Consider the following 21,450-nt stretch of genomic DNA (forward strand, 5'->3'; position numbering starts at 1 on the left):
GCCCTAGGGGGTGAAGGCAGTGAAGGTTACAGGAAACGCCGGTGGAACGAACAAGAGGCGCCGGTTCGGGGCTACTATAGTTCTGCTTCATATCGTACTCAGCATCGGAGCTGCGGGAATGGTATTTCCTTTTGTGTGGATGATCGCCACCTCCTTGAAGCTGCCGAAGGACGTATTCTCCTTGCAGCTGATTCCGGAGACGATGACCCTTGATAATTATGCGGCCTTGTTCGTCCAATCCCCGTTCGCCGGCTGGATGCTGAACAGCCTGATCGTAGCCTGCATAACGACGGCAAGCGTGGCGCTGTTTGATACGGTAGCAGGCTATATTCTGGCCCGATTTTCATTTCACGGCAAGCAGGTTATCTTTATCGCCATCTTAAGCACGATGATGGTGCCTACGGAGATGCTGATCATCCCCTGGCATATCGCCTCTGTTCAACTGGATTGGGTAGATACGTATACGGGGATTTTGTTTCCCGGGATCATGTCGGCTTTCGGCATTTTCCTGATGAAGCAATTTATGGAGCAGGTTCCTCAAGAGCTGCTGGACGCAGCCAGAGTCGATGGTTTGAATGAATGGAGCATCATGGTGCGTATTGCGGTGCCTCTTGTTCGTCCCGCGCTGGCTGCGTTAGGAATACTTACTTTTTTATCCAGCTGGAACGCTTTTATTTGGCCGCTTATTGTGACCCAGTCGCCCGAACGATTAACCATTCCGGTGGGCATTTCCTTCTTCTCGAGCGAACAGAAGGACAGCAGCGGCTGGGCGATGATTATGACAGGAGCAAGTGTCTCGGTGCTTCCGCTAATCGCCGTATTCCTGTTGTTTCAAAAGCATATTATCCGCGGCATTGCATTAACGGGACTGAAATAGGTTCTTCACCATTTGGCGGGTACTCATATGAATTTGGCCTCTTTACAAATAGCCGGATATAGTAGTAAAGTCATGGAGATACGGTTGGTTCTATAGGAAAACAAGTACTATTTTGCCAGCTTGTATGCTACAATGGATGTAGTTTGGCTATATAATCACCATGACAAATCGATAATGGCAAACTTGCCGAAAGGCAGGGACGCAAAGCCACAGGCCTAAAGGAGCATTCCTATGGCGGCTGGGTTACCGAAAACGGCGCATAGGTTCTAAGTTTTGCAAAAACAAGACTGCCCAATTTCGGGCAGTTTTTTTTAATTCTTATAACTTTCTTTGTAAAGGGGCTGTATCATGTGCAAGCAAACTTCGTGAACCCGTTCTTAACTTCATCACTTCATGTCATTGAAACGCTGATCCAAATTAAACCCATTGTCGGGCAGCTTAGTATGAGAACGATCCAATACACGGAGGATTACGTTTGGCTCAAAATCGGGATTCTGGGCCAGCTGCAAAAGGATATTATTTTTGGTATTCCCGAGACGGTTGCTTTACGGATGGTATCCGGGATGATGGGCGGTTATCCCCTCACGCATTTTGATGAGATGTGCCAGAGCGCGGTCGGCGAGCTGGGGAATATGATTAGCGGAAATGCCAGCACCTTGCTGTTTCAGCAGGGGATCGAAGTCGATATTACACCGCCGAGCCTCATTAATGGAGCTGCCAACCATTGGGGGGGCGAAGTGTTCAGTATTCCTCTTAGTCTGGAAACCATCGGAGAATTTCATATTTATATTTCCGCATAATAATGTATACTATTCCTATGAGACAAAATGTATATAAAGTCCTATAGTTTTGAGCATTGGACTTCCGATCTCTTTATGATATGTTATGTAATATCACACTCCTATATATAGGCGGGTTTTCTTTTATGGATGCAGAGCCTTTGTTAAAGCATGTAAGGGATAAGAAGTCACAGGTTATTGAGCAGTGGCAGAAGCTGATGGAGGAGCAGATTTTACGCGGGTATAATGTATCCAATATGATGCGCAGGGGCGACATCTATTTTGATTATATTACCGATCTTCATATTCCCCCGGAGCAGCATCCGATTCGGCAATTGGTTGACGATTGGTGCGGAAGGTTCGAGGAATTGGGGCTTCAAATTATTGATATTATTCAATGCTCTCACTCATGGCGCCGCGCCTTGCTGGATGTACTCGGAGATTCGCTGCCGGCAACCTTGTATCACCAAATTTGTCTTCGAATCGACGATTTCGAGGGAATCCTATGCAAGCATTATTGGCAGATTACATTGGCTTCAATGATAGAAAAAGATACGGCTATTCACCAGCTTCACGACGACCGGATGAATCTGATCGGGAAAATGGCCGCCAGCATGGCGCACGAAATTCGCAACCCTTTAACTTCTATTAAAGGGTTTATTAAACTGCTTCGTTCTAATATCCATTCTCTGCCAAAAGAGAAGATAGACTCCTATTTGGAGTTCATAGAGGATGAATGCAACAATATGCATATGCAGGTGACCGGATTTCTCAGCTTCTCCAAGAAGCCTATGGTGGAAGAAGAGAAGGAGCCGATCTCCGTCAAGCAGATGCTGGAATACAACCTGTCGTTGCTGCGCCCTCGACTAATTAATGAAAATGTCAATCTGTGCGTTAAAATTCCGGAGCATATGACCCTTCGCGTTCAGAGGCTGGGAATCCAACAGGTGCTGAACAATTTGATTAATAATGGTATCGATGCGCTCTCTCAAGCGAAGTACGATAAAAAAATGAAGATATCCGCCTTCGAGGACCAGCGTAAAGCCTATATTCACATTACGAATAATGGACCTCCTATTCCAGCGGAGCTGGCCAAGTCGCTATTTGTTCCATTTGTTACCAACAAAACAAATGGAACGGGCCTAGGTCTTACGATTTGCAAGCAAATTATGCATAAAAATGACGGGGAGATCTCGTTCTCCAGCACGGATAAGGAAACTGTATTTATGCTGACCTTTCCCAAGTCGGCTTCCTGAATAACTGAATCCATAATAGAGGAACTGCAAGCGATTAAGCTTGCGGTTTTTTTGTATGCACATATACCTGCAATAACTTACCAACGGTTAAATAAGGAGCCGGGAGGGGTTTGTTCATGCTCCGTTCATATTCGTGGTGTACTTTAATCGAAGAAATCGAATGTGCCCTGCCGTCATTCGTGCGGGCATAACGTGGATGCCGACGCTGATTATGCAAGCTTTGCTTCGCAAAGCTAAGCAAATGCTTACGAAGTCAGCTTTGCTTCGCAAAGCTCTGTACCGCTTACGAAGTAAGTTTTGCGCTGCAAAACTAAGCAAATGCTTACGAAGACAGCTTTGCTCCGCAAAGCTCAGTACCGCTTACGAAGAAAGCTTTGCTCCGCAAAGCTCTTAGGAGGGAACCCAATGAACAAACTGACCAGCTTCTCCATGAAAAATGTAGCTGCGGTGTTCATCATGATAGCCATATTGATGGGCGGAGGCTTGTACTCAGCATCTACATTGAAAGTGGAGAACATGCCGGACGTATCCTTTCCGGTAGTCTTGATTTCCACCACCTACCAAGGTCCGCCTAAGGATGTGATGGAAGAGGTCACGAAGCCTATAGAGGATAAGGTGGCCAATATCGAGGATCTTGATTCGCTGACGTCTACCTCAAGCGATAACGTATCCACCATCATCGTCCAATTCAAGCAAAATGTAGACACGGATAAGAAGAAGCAGGACTTGGAAAGTCTGGTGCAGGAAGTGAAGCTCCCTGCGACGGCAGATAGACCCAAGGTATCCACCTTCGGCTTTGCTTCGATACCTGCCTATTACTTGGCGATCAATGCCGACAACGGCATGAGCCAGACGGAGCTGGATCAGCTCTATGAGGACAAAATCAAGCCAGGCTTTGAAGCGATGCCGGGCATTGACCATCTGGACTCCATCGGCGCTAGAGAAACGACCATGGATATTCAGCTGGATGCGGATGCATTGAACAGCTTTGGCTTGACCCCGGCGCAAGTGACGGCCTCGCTGCGCAGCGCTTTGTCCAACGGGCCAATCGGCTCCGTCGAGTTTGACGGCAACACGAAGATGGCGCGGGTCACCGGCAATCTCGACAGCCTGTTTGGCTTGGAGCAGATGGAGCTGACCACAGGCAGCGGCAGCACGATTACGCTGAAGGAGATCGCCAAGATTAAGGCGGTAACCGATTCTACCTTTAACGCCCGCCTGGATGGGAAGCCGGCTATCGGCGTTCATTTGTACAAGACGAAGAGCGCGAATGCCGTTGATTTCTCCAACGATACGGACAAGCTGATCGCAGAGTGGCAGCAATCGATGCCTGGCGTGACCTTCAAAGCCGTATACAACAGTGCGGACGAAGTCAAAGAATCCGTTACCGGCATGCTGAAGGAAGGCATATCCGGGGCGATGCTCGCCTCCTTGATGATTCTGTTGTTCCTGCGAAATGTTCGTATGACGTTGATCGTACTAGTATCCATCCCGTTGTCCATATTAATTACCTTGCTCGCGATGTCTCAGCTTAATATTACTCTTAACATCATGACGCTTGGCGGTATGTTCATAGCGGTCGGGCGTGTTGTCGACGACAGTATCGTGGTCATCGAGAACATATACGCCGCGCTGCAAAAAGCGCATGAGCGCAACGAATCGGTAATCAAGCTTGCAACCAAGCAAGTGTCTATGGCTATCACATCATCCACGCTGGCAACCGTCGGGGTATTTGCTCCGATCGGGATGGTAAGCGGCATAGCCGGTGAATTTTTCAGACCGTTTGCCATTACGCTCGCCTGCGCCCTGCTTGCATCCCTTCTGGTGGCGCTGACGGTGATCCCGATGATGGCCAAGCTGCTGGTGATCCGCGGCGGAAGCATCAAGCATCATGATGAGAACAAGCGTGGTCCGGTCCAAGCTTTTTATGAAAAAGTGTTGAAATGGAGCCTGACCCACCGGATCAAAACGCTGGTTATCTCAGGCCTTTTGCTGGTCGTCACATTGGCGGCCGTCATGCCTAATTTGGCCGTCAGCTTTATGCCGAACAGTCAGGCAGAACGCCAAATGTATTTTCAAATCAAGCTGCCTTACGAGACTTCCTTTGAGAGCAACGACCAGCAGACGAAGCAGATTGAAGCGATGCTGCGTGAAGCCAAGGACAGCTCGGGCGAACCGCTTTTCACCTATGTTGAGGCTTTGGTTGGCTACGGCGGCAAAACCGATCAGGTAGCTTATGAATCCGAGGTGTATACCGAGGTGAATGAGAAGGCCGACCCGGACAAAGTGAAGGATGATTACAAAACGTTAATTCTGAACGAGCTGCCAAAAGGCTCGGAGGTAACTCCCAAGACATTGGCGGGCGGTGGCGGCGGCGTTTCCTCGACCGACTTCTCCTACTCCCTGAAGGGAGATGATCAGAAGCAGCTGGAGAACGCATCAGCTATCGTGAAAGAGAAAATGAAGGAATTCCCTGAGCTGACGGAAGTGGAAGACAGCTTGAGCGATTCGAAGACGGAAGTCGAAATCAATGTCGATCAGCAAAAAGCCCGTACGTTCGGCTTGAGTGCTTCGACGATACGCGATACGGCACGCAGCTGGATCCAAAAGGATCAGCTCGGCGATCTTCATTTTGACAATTTGCTGTACAAAACAACGGTCGAGCTAGCCAAAGAGGATAAAAATTCGCTTGATAAAATCGGGAAAATCCCTTTGAAGGCTTCGAACGGGAATACGGTCTATTTGAATGAAGTAGCTAAAATTACGGAAAAGCAGGCTCCTGCTTCCTTACAGCGCGATAGTCGTGTTCAGGTTGTGACGATAACCGCCAAAATCAATGATGTGAACAAATCCGGCGTCAGCAACAAGGTATCTGCCGCGTTGAATGCAACGGAACTGCCTGACGGCGTATCCCGCGAGGTCAAAGGGGTAACCGCCGATATTCAGGAAAGCTTTTCGCAGTTGTTCGTAGCAATGGGTGCCGCTGTCTGTATCGTGTATCTGGTCATGGTGCTTGCCTTCGGTAACGCCGGTGCGCCGTTTGCGATTCTGTTCTCTCTTCCTTTTGCCGCCATCGGGGGGTTAATAGCGTTATTGTTGACGGGAGAGTCGTTGAATATTACATCCTTGATCGGCTTTATGATGCTAATCGGTATCGTAGTTACCAATGCCATAGTGCTTATCGACCGCGCACAGCAGTTAAGAGATGAAGGCTACACGGTTCGCCACGCGTTGGTAGAAGCCGGCATGGTGCGGTTAAGACCGATCATTATGACGGCGGGTGCCACTGTCGTTGCGTTGATTCCATTGGCTCTTGGTCTGACCAAAGGCACCTTGATTTCCAAAGGCTTGGCTGTCGTGGTCATCGGCGGGCTGACGACTTCAACGATACTGACTCTGGTTGTCGTACCGGTCGTGTATGAGCTGATTGAAGCCATCAAGAGTAAAGTCGGACAATGGCTGCACCGTAAGCAAAAACCTAATGAAACTATGGATATGTAAGGGGAGAGGATAGGATGAATCAGCGGAAAAGAAAAAGTCAGTACCGGCGCTTGACGATGACGGCAGGATCGTTTCTTCTTGTCGCTGCGTTGGCTGCCGGCTGCGCATCACCCAAATCAACGGACACGGTGGCCTCAACGCAATCGGATACCAAATCCGTCAAGGTAGCAGCCGTCACTAAGCAAAGCATGGGGGATCCGAAGGAGCAAATAGCGGATGTCGTTGCGGCTTCACAGGTGGACGTTAGCCCCAAAGTGGACGGCCAGGTGCTGCAGGTACTGAAAAAACGGGGCGATGTGGTTCAGCAAGGGGAGGTGATCTTTAAGCTGGACACCAAGGATGCGATCCTTCAAAAGCAAAAAAGCGTGGTAGCTCTGAAAAGTGCGGAGGATGCTTTGCAAAAAACATCGGAGGACTTGAACAACAGCCGTACCGAGCTTCAAAACTCGATCACGAAGGCACAGCAGCAGCTGGATAATGTGACGAAGGATTACAATAAAATGCATAACGATTATGATGCGGGACTTGTAACGAAGCATCAGCTCGAGCAGAGCGAAATGCAGGTGAACAATGCCCAGCTTGATTTGCAAAATTTGCAGAACAAGTTAGATGCGATGGATAAAACGAATGGACTGGCCAGCGCTCAGTCGCAGGTAGATTCGGCAAGAATCAGTATCCAGGACATTGATAACACGCTGGACAATTATGAAGTAAAAGCTCCGACCAGCGGTGTATTGACGGATTTGAGCATTGAAGAGGGCCAAACCTTAGCACGCGGCAGCAAGGTAGGGCAAGTTCAGCAAATCGACCCGATTAAAATTAAGGCCGACTTAAGCGAGACGGCAGCCCAGCTGGCAAGAGGCAAGCAGGAGCTGAGCTTCTATAGCGCGGATAACCCGGGCCGGATCTTGAAGGGCCGTGTCACTTATTTGGCTGATGTGATGAATTCGCAGACGAAGTCATTTCCTTTGGAGCTGGAAGTGTCAAATACGGACGGGTATTTGAAGCCAGGTACCCGCGTCCAGGTTCAGCTGACCACGCAGGAGGAGCAGCAGGTGATTGCTGTGCCTAGCCTGAGCATTGTACGTGAAGGCAGCGACGCCTTTGTATTTTTGCTCAGAGGAGGACAGGCAGTTAAAACTCCTGTGAAGCTGGGGCGCATTAACGAGACGTACCAGGAAGTGCTGGAAGGCGTGAAGGCTGGCGATGAGCTGATCGTTTCCGGGCAGCATCAGCTTAAGGATGGACAGAAGGTTACAGCCGTTAAAGAACAGACTACAGATATGAAAAAGGATACGGCGAACGAACCGGCAAAAACAACGACACCGTAAGGAATGCTAAAAAAGGAGGTTTTTCTCAATATGAAAACCAATTGGAAAACGGCTATGGCAGCAGCTGTGCTGTCCTTAACGCTAGTGGCCTCAGCCATTCCGGTAATGGCCGACGATGCGGTGCCGAGCGCTTCGATAAGCACTCTCTCCTATGCTTTGAATGATTCGATAACCGCATCGGTGAAGCGTGTTGCCGTTAATCGAACGACGGGTGGCTTGCAAATCGGCGCTGTTGTCAGATTGACGAATAACGGGAACGGTATGCTGCGTGTTCCCGATTATGAAATTCGCGTGAAGACGAAGGAAGGAATCGAATACAAGCTGCAGCCTAGCGCATCCAACATGAAATCCATTATGGCTAAGGAGAGCGGGGAGCTGTCCTACATGGTAACCGTGGATCGTCCTGATGATATCGAAGTCACGGACCTCTCCTTTGTTGAGGTAGACGAATATACCTATCCTAAGACGGAAAAGGTGCTGCTGTCGGTCCCTGTAGCATTGAATGTCTGGTATGGAACTAAGGGGCAGCTGACAGATCCTTATGCCAATATGGCTTGGGGACAGCCGTTTCAAATTCCGGGTTCAAGCTCTCCGATTCGCTATACACCGGTAGAACTGACCAAGCAGAACGATGCGAACGGCTTCTCCTATTTAGTTACCCTGATGGCCGAAAATCCGGGTACAGGCAATGAGACTGTCTCGAATTTCCGTATGGACGGCAAGACACCGGACAAGTTGTACACCGGGAAGAAGGTTGAGCAGGAACCCGTTACTCTCGCACCCGGCGAAAAGAAATATGTCCATTTCGCCATAACGTCGGATAAGGACATCAATCTGATCGGCTTGATGCTGATGACCACGGAGGGATTCGTTCCTGCGGGCGGTCAAGCTGGACAAGGAGCAGGGACTGCCGGAGCGGGCTCGGGCACAGGAGCGAGTGCCGGTACTGCTGCAGGTCCGGTAACGACCTCTGCGACAGGGTCCGGATTTGATGTTGGCCGTCTGGTCATTGCAGCACCGACTCCAGAGCAGATGAATAACACGGCTAACTATACTATGGGCACGCCTATCGCTTTGGACCCGATGAATCATCTGGTTGATTCCAAAACGGAGGTTTCCTTAGTCGAGCTGCATTTGCATGATAATGACGGACAAGGCTTCAAATCGGTCGTCGCCAAATTCAAGGTTTCGAATAAAGGCGATATGACGGTTGCCTTCCCGCAATTCCAGGCGCAGCTTGTCGGCGGGGACGGAGCAAGCTATGCCGGTACGAGACAGACAACAACGGCAGCCGAAATCATGCCGAACCTGGGTTACGTGGTCAGCTATTCCTTTATGATCCCTGCTTCAGAGAAAGGGGACAATCTGACCATGAAGCTGTTGGATAACCAAACCGCGGCGCCGTACAGCAGCACGATTGCCAACTTTAGCGCTCCGGTACAGAAAGAGGCGGACGATTCGGTTATGTCCTTGTATCCGTTTAATGCGAAGCTGGACAACTGGACGATACAGGCCTACACCAATCCCGGCGGCAACGGCCTCGGCCTGTCCTACTCCTATAATTTGAAGCTCTGGCTGACCATTGACCGCCTGGAGGATGTTGTTGTCGACCAAAACTTCTCCAAAATGAAGTTCGAAATTGTAGATAGCGCAGGCCGTATTCTTGGCTCGCAGACGGCTTCCTTAACGGGAGAAAACAAATTGGTCAGCGGCGAACAGATGATTCAATTCAGCAACATCAAGACAGACCAGTTCAGCTATCCGCTAACCCTCCATATTTATGAAGCAATCGATACGCCGAATGGAGAAGCAACCCGTTTGGTTAAGAGCGTGACGCAATAATTCCGACAGCGGGCTGTAACATTGGCTGCAGGGCAAGGAGCCTAGGTAAGAAATTATGACAATGGTTTAAGGTTGCATATGTTTCTCAACAGACGCCATTGGACCGATAAGGTCCAATGGTTTTTTGCCATTCTAGAGTTTACCAATCTCCCTCCGTAATCAACGGCAACAAACATCATAGCAGGAAGTCAGAAGGTACATAAACAAAAGTACGTGCCCAAAAGGATAAAAAGGGGCGACTTAGGCGAAAATGGATAAAAAATAGTGAAAGAGGATGCTCAGTGGACCTGTTTCAATTTTTATCCAGAAAAATGTTCAATTCGAGCCGGCGCGGACAGCAGATGAATGAAACGCCGATCAATGAGGAGCAGCCGCGTCTATTATCTCCGGAATTGGCCGTGAATCAGGATGTCATCACTTCTTTGTACGAGGATTGCACGGACATTATTCTTCATCCCTTTAAAATTGGGGAAGCCACGGATGCTTTACTGGTTTACATAGATAACTTGTCGGATACCGATCTTTTGGATCAGCAGGTGCTGTCCCCGTTGATGCAGGCAAGTCCAACAGGAATAACAAGAGCGGAGCTGAAGAACCGCATTCAGGTGTCCGCTTCTCAGGAAATAACTACATACGACGATGCTATCAAAAGCATTTCGAGAGGGGATCCGGTTCTGTTCATTGACAAGATGAACATCGCCATGTCCTTAGGCTTAGGCAAGTGGGAGAAGCGTTCCATTGAAGAGCCTATAGCGGAATCTGTTGTAAGAGGGCCGCGTCTCGGGTTCACAGAAACATTGGGTGTGAACACGTCCATGCTAAGGCGAAGCATTCGCAGCCCCTCTCTGAAAATGAAATCTCTCACGGTAGGACGGTACAGCCAGACGGAAGTGGTAGTCACCTATATCAAAGGAATTGCCGATCCTGCTCTGATCGAAGAAGTGTGTCAGCGGCTACATCGGATAGATATTGATGGCATCTTGGATAGCGCTTATATCGAGGAGCTAATTACGGATAATCCGTATACGCCGTTTCCTACCATGCTGTCTACGGAACGCCCGGATGTAGTCAGTGCCAACTTATTGGAGGGACGCGTAGGTATCATTGTGGACGGATCGCCGTTTGTTCTGCTGGCTCCGGTCACTATGTTCTCCTTGCTTCAATCGCCCGAAGATTATTACCAAACCTATTGGGCGGGTTCTATGATCCGATGGCTCCGCTATTTATTTTTTTTAGTTGCGCTTACGATTCCATCGGCTTATGTCGCCATATTGACATATCATCAGGAGATGATACCGACGACGCTCCTGCTCAGTGTCGCCAAATCACGGGAAGAAATTCCTTTCCCCGCACTGGTTGAAGCGCTGCTGATGGAAGTGACCTTTGAGGCGCTGCGCGAAGCGGGTCTGCGCCTGCCCAAACAGGTCGGTGCCGCCGTAAGTATCGTAGGGGCGCTGGTTATTGGCCAGGCTGCCATCTCGGCAGGACTGGTGTCCTCTCCCATGGTCATGGTCGTAGCTTTTACTGGAGTGGCCTCCTTCACATTCCCGCGTTATACGCTGGGGGTTACCGTCAGGCTGCTTCGCTTCCCGCTTATGTTTCTTGCAGGCTTTCTGGGTCTGCTTGGTTTGATGCTCGGCATTATTACGATTGTTATTCATTTGTGTACGCTGCGTTCCTTCGGGGTCACCTATTTGTCGACCGTAGCACCTTTGAAAAAAAGGGCTCTCAAAGACGTATTGTTTAGAAATCCGCTTTGGACAAGGGATATGCGGCCGCACCTTAGCGAATATTACAATGAACGCCGGCAGTCGCCTCATTTGAAACCGCGGCCTCCAAAGTCCTAATGCAATCGAACTTAGAGCATCCATGTGAAAGGGCAGGATACGATGGGCATACTCACTCGCTGTATTACGGCAATAAGCGGCTTCGTTATGGTTCTGCTGCTTACCGGCTGCTGGGACCGGGTCGAAGTGAATGACTTGACGCTGGTTATGGCCGCAGGGCTGGATAAAAAAGGTGATAAAATATCGCTTTCCGTCCAGGTATTCGTTCCTCAGCCTTCCGGCGGTGGGGGTGGTGGCGGTGGGGGTGGAGGAGGCGAATCCGGCAAGGGAACGAGCGGCGCTACCGCCCAGACTATCGTCAGAGCGGCGGAGGGAGTGACGCTGGCGGATGCCATGTCCAAGCTGCAGGAGGGATTCCCGCGCCGTATTTTTTGGGGGCATTGTGAAATATTTATTTTTGGCGAGGAGCTTGCCAAGGACGGGTTTAGAGACAACATCGATTTTATTATGAGGGAGTCCGGTCCGCGGGAGAGAGCGGATGTCTTCGTCAGCAAAGGCGATGCCAAAAGTATTTTGCGGTTAATCCCTCCCATTGAACGGAGCTCCGCCGAGGTGCTTCGGGAGATGGCCAAGCTTCAAACCGGAATGAAGGTAACCGTGAAGGATTTTGCCGAGATGCTGAACGGAGATGCGGGCGCAGCCGCATTGCCTTGGGTTGAGTCTCTTCCGCCCGAGGCTGGTAAAGAGTCCCAAAATACGGTAGGCTTTATCAACGGAACGGCTATTATCAGGGGGGATAAAATGGTCGGCCGCTTGAACGATAAGCTGACGCGGGGACTTTTATGGCTGAGAAATGAGGTTGAATCCTCCATCGTGACGATAGAACCTAAGGAGTCCGCGGGGCACGTCTCCATGAAGCTTCTGCGCAGCAGCACCAATCTGGTTCCTCACATTGAGGGAGATCAGTGGAGCGTAACGGTTATAATCAAGACGGAGGACGATGTGATCCAGAATACGACGAATCTGGATTTAAGTGATCCGGTTGTGACCAAGAAATTGGAGAAGGAGCTGGCTGAGGATATTGAGGAGCGAATCAAATCGGCTCTGGTACGGCCGCAAAAACAGCTGAATGCGGATATTTTTAACTTTGCCGAAGCCTTTCGACGCAAGTATCCGAAGGAATGGCATCAGGTCAAGGACCGGTGGGGTGAAGTATTCCCGTCAGTTAAAGTAAACATCGAGGCTTCCGCCAAAATCCTCCGGACCGGAATGGCGACGATAGATTCCAAGAAACAAAATAAAGAGGTGAAGCAATAATGGGCTGGGGCTCTGCGGTTTTCGCTACCGTCGTCGCCTTACTGATGGTTTTATACGAGTGGCCAAGAATGAAGCAGCATACTAGAAGGGAAAAAACAGCGTTTATCGTCGTTACAGTGACAGGCTGGATATTAGCGGTTCTTCTCGTCTTATTCCCGGACATGAAGGGCCCGACGCAGTGGGTGGACGCTTTGTACAAGCCGCTCGGCAAGCTGCTGGAGCCTTAATGCTTCGGGTCGCTGTATATGGAAAAAGGAACCTGTTGAGGTTCCTGAGTTGGTTGAAAAACCTATGGAGCTGAACTATTGCCAATATACTCCGATGGGGTATGCCCCTCCGGCCAGGCTTCCGAAGCAGGCTTTGTTACGCTAAGCCCACAGCTATTGAAACCCGTGAAAGGTGATTATATTTGCCGGTATTTTCACGGGTTTCAAAGGCGGATGTAAACTCCTCCGAGGCATACCCCACCTCCCTATGTAGCATAGTTCACGCAAAGCTAGGTTTTTCAACACTATCAAGTTTCTTTTTCCGCTTGGTTGTAGACTATGTCCCAAAGCTAAGATTTTTCATTTCCTCAGGACGCATTGCCTTCAATTGCTTCTCATACAGGTCGCGGTACAGCCCGCCTTGCTGAAGCAGCTGCTGATGCGTGCCGCTCTCCACGATTTCTCCCTGATCAAAGACGAGAATTTGATCCGCTCTTACTACAGTGGCTAACCGGTGGGCGATGATGAAGGTGGTTCGGTCCTTCATTAAATGCTCCAGCGCTTCGGTCACAAGCGCCTCGGATTCCGCGTCCAGCGCAGAGGTTGCCTCATCCAATATCAAAATGCGAGGATTTTTGAGCAACGCCCGTGCAATGGCGATACGCTGCTTTTGACCGCCCGACAGACGAACCCCCCGTTCTCCGACAACCGTATCATAGCCAAGCTCCATATCGCTGATAAAGCCGTGGGCATTTGCCGCGCGGGCCGCTTGAATAACCTGCTTTTTGTCTGCCTTCGGGTTGCCGTAGGCAATGTTATCGAAGATAGTTCCGGAGAACAGCATATTATCCTGCAGCACGATAGCGATATGTTTACGCACATCATATACGTCGTAGTCTTTAAGGTCGACGCCGTCCAAATATACGGTGCCTTCATCCGGATCATAGAACCGGGGAATGAGATTGATCAAGGTCGATTTTCCGGCTCCGCTAGGCCCTACGAGAGCGATGACTTCGCCCGGACGGGCGGTAAAGCTGATATGCTGTAAGGCAATGCGCTGCTCGGTCACCATGGGAGGCGGGTCAGGCCTTGTTTTTGGCGGAATAATATAAAACTTTTTGGGCGGCTCCGCCATATCCACGAGATCCGGGTCCGATGATTTACCGGGCTCTTTTTTTATGTCCGGACGCTCGGTAACGTAGGTGAAGGAAACATTTTTGAATACGATGCCGCCCTTACAATGCTTGAGAGGGACCGGGTTTTCTTTTACTTTGATTTCCGGCTCAATATCGAACACCTCGAAGATGCGCTCGATGTTGCTCATGGAATTTTGTATCGTGACATTGGCTTCGGCGAACCGCTGGATAGGACCGTACAGCTGGCTCAAATAGGCTTGAAACGCGATAAGCGATCCTATGGATAATTGCCCCTTCAACACGAGCAGGCCGCCGGTGAACCAGATAATGATGCCTCCCGTTTGGGTAAACGTCTGGCTGAGCCGTCCTAACGAATTTCCGAGGAGCTGCGCTTTGTTGGCGTGCGAAATATGATTTTTGGCCTGCTTTTCAAACCGCTCCATCTCCGTTTGTTCCTGATTGAACGATTGAACGACCTTCATACCGGAGATTTTTTCGACCAGAACCCCGTTAATACGCTCCATCTGTCTATGGACAGAGCGCCAGGAGAGACGTATCCGGACATTGAGATTGGTGAAGGTCAAATAATAGAGCGGCAGCAGCCACAAGGACAATAAAGCAAGCTTCCAATGCAGGCTGAACAGCATAAAGCCAGCAAACAAGACGAGGAACATATCGATGATCAGATTGATAACGCCGCCGTTGACCAGGTTTTGCGCTCCGTTGACGTCATTCATAATTCTCGAGACGATACTGCCGACCTGCCTGTTATCATAAAAGCGCTGCGACAGCTTCTGCATATGTTCATACAGCTGGTGACGAATATCATAAACCATCCGGTTACCAAGCCGGAAGGTGATCGTATTTCGCAAAAAATTGATCCAAATGCCGAACGCATACACGATGGCCAGAAAAGTCACGGCATTGGTCAAATTCCAGAAGCCTTCCTTTTGGGGAAGCACGTCGTCAATCAATATTTTGGTCATCCAAGGGCCGATCATCGGCACGGCAAATTGAAAAATACCGAGGACCAATATGAGCAAGAGGGTGAGACGGTAAGGCTTTAAGAAGGTTAAATACCGTTGAACAAGCTTCTTTTTTTCAGCGGACTGATTTGGATTTTGATCGGACGCATTCATGCCAATCCTCCCTGCTTCTGTCGTAAATTTCCAACAAATTAGACATTAACATAGTCGGAATGAAATAAAAATGAATGATTCCTTCAATAAACATGGACTATTTTGCTCTGTGGAGCGGCTCTCTCTTCTATTAAAAAAGAATCCGCCAGGAGACAAAAAGTTCCTCCTCTAACTAATTATTCACACCATCTTCACACGGAATTCATTACAATAGTTTCTAAGATTAAGTAAATTTGCACGTGGAGGCGGTAATATGGCGAGAATTCTGATCAATCATCTCTATAAGCGATACGGTAAGGACAAACAACCGGTCGTGAAGGATTTCCATCTGGAAATCAAGGATAAAGAGTTTCTGGTCTTCGTAGGTCCATCCGGGTGCGGGAAGTCGACCACGCTCAGGATGATTGCCGGCTTGGAGGATATCTCCGAAGGAGAAATCTATATCGGCGATACATTGGTTAACGATCTGCCGCCGAAGGACAGGGATATTGCTATGGTGTTCCAGAACTATGCGCTGTATCCGAACATGAGCGTTTACGAGAATATCGCATTCGGTCTTCGTCTGCGCAAGCTGCCTAAGCATGAAATCGATTTGGCCGTTAAGCGTGCGGCCCGGGTACTCGAAATCGAGCAGTACTTGAACCGTAAGCCGAGACAGCTGTCCGGCGGACAGCGGCAGAGGGTTGCTCTCGGACGCGCCATCGTACGGAATCCGCAAGTGTTCTTGATGGATGAGCCTCTGTCCAACCTTGACGCCAAGCTTCGCGTACAGATGAGAACAGAGATTATCAAGCTTCACAAATCGCTGGGCGTAACGATGATTTATGTAACGCACGATCAGATCGAAGCGATGACTATGGGTGACCGAATCGTGGTTATGAAATCGGGGATCATCCAGCAGGTGGATACGCCGGAGGTCATTTATACGAATCCTGCCAATACGTTCGTCGCCAGCTTTATCGGATCGCCTCCAATGAATTTTATTGACGGCCGCATTCAAGAGAATGCTCAAGGCAAGCTGGAGTTTCATACTCAGCGCTTCTCATTGGCTATTCCAGAAGGGAAAGCGCATTCATTAATCAAGAACAAGCAGGTCAACAAAGTGGTTACCCTTGGCATCAGGCCGGAGAATATCAGCTTGGAGGAAATGGTGTTTCAGGCTTATCCTAACGCGATCATTCCGGGCATTCATAAGCTTAGCGAATTGATGGGTGCGGACAGATTCCTTCATCTCGATATCGGGCAGGAACGGATGCTTATCGTAAGGGTTAACCCGCGCTATCACTATGACGAGGAAGATAAGATCCAGGTAGCGGTCGATATGTCGAAAGCGCTGTTCTTCTACAGTGAGACCGGCGATCGGATCATGGATTAATATACGGCGTAAGGGAAAGGAGTGACTGAATTGCAAGCTGTAAAATGGAAACGCATACGAAATCGCTTTGTTGCTGTGCTGCTGATCGGGTCGTTGGGCTTGACTTGTACGGCGTTCCCGATTTTGCCGCAGCAAACGGCGCGGGCGGCCGATACGGCTGCCAAACCGGATGCGGCTAAGCCGGCCCAGCAGGGGAACCAGCAGCGTCAAGCCATCAAGGCGAACGAGTTCGAGCCTTATTATGCCAACATCTTAAAGGGCTGGAAAGATAAAGGGATCAAGGATGGGGCGGCTCCTATCGAGATCAACGCAAGCAAAACTTCCAAAAAGTCGGATGAATCGGTAGCGACGGTAGGAAGCTATGAAGGCAAAAGCAACGTGCTTCTATGGAACAGTCCAAAGGAAAGCTGGATCGAATATCAGGTGGATGTGCCTAACGATGGCCTGTATGAGCTTCACGTATCCTATCGTCCCTTCACGGGCAACGGCCTTCGCAGGCCGATCAGCTGGGATGTAAAGCTCGACGGAGCACATCCGTTCCGTGAAGCTTCTTCCATTACCTTGTACCGGGAGTGGAAGGATGCCCGTCCAATCAAGAAGGATATTGACGGCAACGACATCCGGCCCAAATCGGAGGATATTTCCGGATGGTCCGTGAAACCGTTGAGGGATGCGGGTGGCGCATACTCCGAACCGCTGCAATGGTACTTCAGTAAAGGGTCGCATACGATCCGCCTGCAGGGCTTCGAGCCGATCGCTCTGGAATCAATCAAGCTGGTTCCGCAAACCAAGCTGAAATCGTACAAGGATGTCAGCACAGCCTATCCGCAAGCCAAGCCGGTTCAAGCGGAGGCGGTAACGATGCAGGCCGAGGACGTGAAATCGAAGAACGATTCGGCGATTCAGTTGGTGTCCGATACGGATCAAAGATCGGTTCCGCTGGCTAAAGGCAAAATTACGTTTAACAGCATCGGCGGGAAAAAGTGGTATGACCAGAACCAGGAAATCACATGGACTCTTGATGTTCCTGAATCGGGGAAATATAAGCTCGGCATGCGCGCTTTGCAAAACACCATCTCGCAAAAGGCTTCCTTTAGACGTATTGCCATTGACGGCAAGGTTCCGTTCGAGGAAATGCTCGCTTATCGCTTCTCCTACGATACAGGCTGGAAAGGGGTTACCTTATCCGACGATGAAGGAAAGCCGTACGAGTTTTACCTGGAAAAAGGGACGCATACGTTGACGATGTCCGTGACGCATGCACCGTTCAAGCCGGTCATCATCGGTATTGAGGAAATTACGGATATTTTACAGGGAATCGACCAGGATCTGAAGTCGCTGACAGGAGGTCAGGACGACAAGAACCGGACCTGGAAAATCGCTCAGGATATGCCCGATCTGCCGAAGCGCTTGACGGTTGTCGTCGACTTGCTGAAGAAGCTGTCCGAACAGATGCAGCAAGTAAACGGGCGCAAAGACAATGTCAGCGAGAGCATGAACACCTCCATCAAGGATATTGAGGAGCTTCTGACCAAAGTCGATGATATCCCGTATCACAGAGATACGATCAGCACGACGAATGAAAAAATAAGCAAGTTCATCGAAACGCTGGTCCAACAGCCGCTTCAGCTCGATGAAGTGTATTTTGCGCCGGTAGAGAAGAGCTTTCCATCGATGGAAGCATCCTTCTTCACAAAGATGAAGGGGATGGTAGTCAACTTCTTCTATTCGTTCCAAACGAAAAACAGATTGAGCGATATCGACGATAACGTACTGAACGTATGGGTGCAACGCGGTCGCGACTACGTGACCCAGCTGCAGGAGCTATCGGACGAGACGTTCACACCGGAAACCGGCATTCAGGTCAAAGTCAACCTGCTTCCGAATGCTCAGCTGCTCGTCTTGGCGAATGCGGCAGGCATCCAGCCGGATATCGCACTGGGCTTAACGCAGGACCTGCCGGTTGATTACGCGATTCGGAACAGTATTTATGATATCTCGCAATTCCCGGACTTCAAGGATCTTTACAAAAACTATAGCCCGGGTTCATGGCTGCCTTTCTACTATAATAAAGGCTACTATGCGGTGCCGGAAACACAATCCTTCCATGTGCTGTACTACCGCAAAGATATTTTGAGCCGTCTCGGCTTGTCAATACCGAACACATGGAACGACGTGTACGATATGCTGCCGACGCTGCAGCAAAACTATATGAACTTCTATATGCCGCCTACGGAATACATGACGTTCGTATACCAGAACAATGCGGAGTTTTTTGATAAAGAGGGCTCCAAAACCGCGTTGGACAGACCGGAAGGCTTCAAAGCCTTCAAGCAGTGGACCGACTTGTTCAATATTTACGCGATGGACCGTTCTGTAACCAGCTTCCTGCAGCACTTCCGCAAAGGCGACATGCCGATCGGATTTGCAGATTATAACATGTACATTCAATTGTCCGCAGCGGCTCCTGAATTGAATGGAGCTTGGGGGATCGCCCAAATTCCGGGTACCCAGCAGCCGGATGGATCCATTTCCCGCTGGTCGGGCGGCGGTCAGACGGCCGGTGTCATTTTCAACAAATCGAAAAAGAAAGACCAAGCGTGGAAATTTATGAAGTGGTGGGCATCCGCCGATACCCAAGAACGTTACGGCTCCGATTTGGAAGCCTTTAACGGAGTAGCCTTCCGCTGGAATACAGCTAATGTCGAGGCCTTCTCCAAGCTTCCTTGGAAGAGGGAGGATGCCAACGTCATCCTGGAGCAGTGGAGATGGTACAAGGATATGCCGAACCTGCCGGGCGGATATTTCGTAGGTCGTGAAATCAATAATGCATGGAACCGGGCCGTTGTAGACGGAACGAATTACCGAAGCTCTCTCGAAACGACCGTAATGGACATTAACCGGGAGCTGAGGCGTAAGCAGCAGGAATTCGGTTTTATCGACGAGAACGGCAATGTCATTCGAACGATGGATCTGCCGGTTGTCGATAAGCCTTGGGATGGGGTGAATCCGTATGTTAAGTAACCAAGCAAGCCTATCAACGAAAACGGCCGCTCCGGTCAAACTGACATGGACGGATAAGATGAAGGCTCTTCTGTCCGAGATGTGGGAGTACCGCTTGTCATACTTGTTTATTGCACCGTTTATGCTCTGCTTTCTCGCCTTTATCGTCATACCGGTAGTGGCGGCGATTGCTCTAAGCTTTACTTACTTTAATGCTATCGAGCCTCCGCGTTTTATCGGCTGGACGAACTTTCAGAACTTAATATCCCAGGACTTGACGTTCCTGAAGTATGCTCTCCCGAACACGTTCAAGTTCGCTATTATCGTTGGACCCGGCGGCTATATTCTTGCCTTCCTGCTGGCCTGGCTCATTACGCAGCTGCCTGCGGGATTGCGCAAATGGTTCGCCCTTGCGATGTACACTCCTTCATTGACGATGGGGATTGCGATGTCCATCGTATGGCTGCCGCTTCTATCCGGCGACCGTTTGGGTTACTTGAACAGTTTATTGCTGCAAATCGGGTTTATCGATGAGCCTATCTTGTGGGTTACCGATAAAGCTTACCTGATGAATTCCATGATCGTGGTTACCTTATGGTCCAGTATGGGTGTAGGCTTCTTGGCCATGATGGCCGGTATTCTGAACGTCAACCCGGAATTATATGAAGCTGGTCGTATAGACGGCATGAGCAGCAGACTCCAGGAAATCTGGTACATTACCATTCCTTCCATGAAACCGCAAATGCTGTTCGGAGCGGTCATGGCTATCGTAACCACCTTTAAGGCCGGAGCGATAGGTGTGGAGCTGTCGGGACAAACACCGACTCCGCAGTATGCGGGACATTTGATCATTAATCATATCGATGATTATGGATTTATTCGATTTGAAATGGGTTATGCCGCTGCGATTTCCGTATTCCTGCTGATTCTGATGTATTTGTCGAATAAACTTAGTATGGGATTGTTCGGCTCTAAGGAGGATGAATAATGCAAAACGCAGCCGTTTGGTGGAAGAAGGTGGTTCCATGGAGAAAGAAATCCAAGCTGCACTCCATGGACACGTTTCAAAAAGTACTTGTATTTCTGCTCGTAGTGTTCTCGATTTTCATGCTGCTTCCGCTCATCTACATCTTTAACCATGCGCTGAAGCCGTATCAGGAGCTGTTCATATATCCGCCGAATATCTTTGTTCGGGAGCCGTCTTTCCAGAACTTCGTCGAGCTGTTCCTGGTAGCCTCCAGTTCGACAGTGCCGGTTACACGTTATTTGTTTAACAGCCTTGTGATTTCGGGCGGAGCCGTCGTGTGCGTGACCATTGTCAGCGCATTGTGCGCATACCCGATCTCCAAGCACAAGTTTCCGGGTCATAAAGCGGTATTCGCTACGATCATTCTAACGCTGATGTTCGCACCGGAAGCCGTGCAGATTCCGCGGTATCTGGTAGCCAGCAATCTCGGCATTATGAACTCGTACTGGGGGCATATCCTGCCTATTCTGGCGATGCCTGTCGGGGTTTTCCTGCTCAAGCAGTTTATTGATCAGCTGCCGAATGAGCTGCTCGAGGCGGCCAGAATTGACGGAGCAACCGAGATTCATATTTTCTTGAAAATCGTCATTCCGATTTGTATGCCTGCGGTGGCGACGGTTGCGATTCTGACGTTCCAAAGCTCCTGGGGCAATACAGAGACTTCAACGCTTTTCATGCAGGATGACGAAATGAAGAACTTCCCGTTCTTCCTGTCCACGTTAACCAATAACCTGGCCAACAACGTTGCGAGACAAGGCGCGGCAGCAGCCGCAGCCATGGTTATGTTCATACCGAACCTGATCATCTTCCTGATATTCCAAGGTAAAGTTATCGCTACGATGGCTCATTCCGGGATCAAATAATAGAGAAAGGA

14 protein-coding genes and 1 riboswitch are annotated in these 21,450 nt (G+C 49.7%); of the genes, 13 read left to right on the plus strand and 1 reads right to left on the minus strand.

What is annotated here, in order from left to right:
• The first annotated feature begins 19 nt into the window (after positions 1-19).
• The 9 genes from B1728_RS08715 (at position 20) to B1728_RS08760 (ending at position 12,917) form a co-directional block, all read left to right on the plus strand.
• Complete coding sequence (locus tag B1728_RS08715; protein WP_256865291.1) at positions 20-877, plus strand: carbohydrate ABC transporter permease; 858 nt, start codon at positions 20-22, stop codon at positions 875-877.
• Between the two features lie 166 nt (positions 878-1,043).
• Positions 1,044-1,128, plus strand: a riboswitch (cyclic di-GMP riboswitch).
• A 99-nt stretch (positions 1,129-1,227) separates the two neighbouring features.
• On the plus strand, positions 1,228-1,677 hold the full coding sequence (locus tag B1728_RS08720; protein ID WP_079909814.1) for a chemotaxis protein CheX: 450 nt from the start codon (positions 1,228-1,230) through the stop codon (positions 1,675-1,677).
• Positions 1,678-1,802: 125 nt separating this feature from the next.
• Positions 1,803-2,912 carry a sensor histidine kinase gene (locus tag B1728_RS08725; protein ID WP_179135948.1) on the plus strand — a complete coding sequence of 370 codons (1,110 nt, stop codon included), beginning with the start codon at positions 1,803-1,805 and terminating at the stop codon, positions 2,910-2,912.
• A 405-nt stretch (positions 2,913-3,317) separates the two neighbouring features.
• Positions 3,318-6,413, plus strand: a complete 3,096-nt coding sequence (locus tag B1728_RS08735) for an efflux RND transporter permease subunit (RefSeq protein ID WP_079909817.1) — start codon at positions 3,318-3,320, stop codon at positions 6,411-6,413.
• A gap of 14 nt (positions 6,414-6,427) precedes the next feature.
• Complete coding sequence (locus B1728_RS08740) at positions 6,428-7,744, plus strand: efflux RND transporter periplasmic adaptor subunit (protein WP_079909818.1); 1,317 nt, start codon at positions 6,428-6,430, stop codon at positions 7,742-7,744.
• A gap of 30 nt (positions 7,745-7,774) precedes the next feature.
• Positions 7,775-9,586, plus strand: a complete 1,812-nt coding sequence (locus B1728_RS08745) for a hypothetical protein (RefSeq protein WP_079909819.1) — start codon at positions 7,775-7,777, stop codon at positions 9,584-9,586.
• 341 nt (positions 9,587-9,927) lie between these two features.
• Entirely contained in the window at positions 9,928-11,433 is a 1,506-nt protein-coding gene (locus B1728_RS08750) for a spore germination protein (protein WP_256865319.1), read from the plus strand.
• 42 nt (positions 11,434-11,475) lie between these two features.
• Positions 11,476-12,690: a Ger(x)C family spore germination protein gene (locus B1728_RS08755; protein ID WP_079910155.1), complete on the plus strand. Its 1,215-nt coding sequence runs from the start codon at positions 11,476-11,478 to the stop codon at positions 12,688-12,690.
• Positions 12,690-12,917 carry a hypothetical protein gene (locus tag B1728_RS08760; RefSeq protein WP_079909820.1) on the plus strand — a complete coding sequence of 76 codons (228 nt, stop codon included), beginning with the start codon at positions 12,690-12,692 and terminating at the stop codon, positions 12,915-12,917. Before B1728_RS08755 ends, B1728_RS08760 begins: the two co-directional genes overlap by 1 nt.
• 316 nt (positions 12,918-13,233) lie before the next feature.
• Here B1728_RS08760 and B1728_RS08765 read toward each other — a convergent pair whose 3' ends face one another.
• On the minus strand, positions 13,234-15,171 hold the full coding sequence (locus B1728_RS08765; protein WP_079909821.1) for an ABC transporter ATP-binding protein: 1,938 nt from the start codon (positions 15,169-15,171) through the stop codon (positions 13,234-13,236).
• A 253-nt stretch (positions 15,172-15,424) separates the two neighbouring features.
• Here B1728_RS08765 and B1728_RS08770 point away from each other — a divergent pair, with 253 nt between their 5' ends.
• The 4 genes from B1728_RS08770 to B1728_RS08785 are packed head-to-tail and all read left to right on the plus strand — an operon-like array spanning position 15,425 to position 21,439.
• Entirely contained in the window at positions 15,425-16,546 is a 1,122-nt protein-coding gene (locus B1728_RS08770; protein WP_079909822.1) for an ABC transporter ATP-binding protein, read from the plus strand.
• 21 nt (positions 16,547-16,567) lie between these two features.
• Positions 16,568-19,570, plus strand: a complete 3,003-nt coding sequence (locus B1728_RS08775) for an extracellular solute-binding protein (protein ID WP_079909823.1) — start codon at positions 16,568-16,570, stop codon at positions 19,568-19,570.
• 58 nt (positions 19,571-19,628) lie between these two features.
• A complete protein-coding gene (locus B1728_RS08780; RefSeq protein WP_377741362.1) occupies positions 19,629-20,537 on the plus strand; it encodes a carbohydrate ABC transporter permease in 909 nt (302 codons plus the stop codon).
• On the plus strand, positions 20,537-21,439 hold the full coding sequence (locus tag B1728_RS08785; protein WP_079909825.1) for a carbohydrate ABC transporter permease: 903 nt from the start codon (positions 20,537-20,539) through the stop codon (positions 21,437-21,439). The genes B1728_RS08780 and B1728_RS08785 overlap by 1 nt, the downstream gene beginning before the upstream one ends.
• Positions 21,440-21,450: the final 11 nt, after the last annotated feature.

Origin of the sequence: Paenibacillus sp. 32352, assembly GCF_002042965.1 — a bacterium.
Lineage (GTDB): Bacteria > Bacillota > Bacilli > Paenibacillales > NBRC-103111 > Paenibacillus_S > Paenibacillus_S vulneris.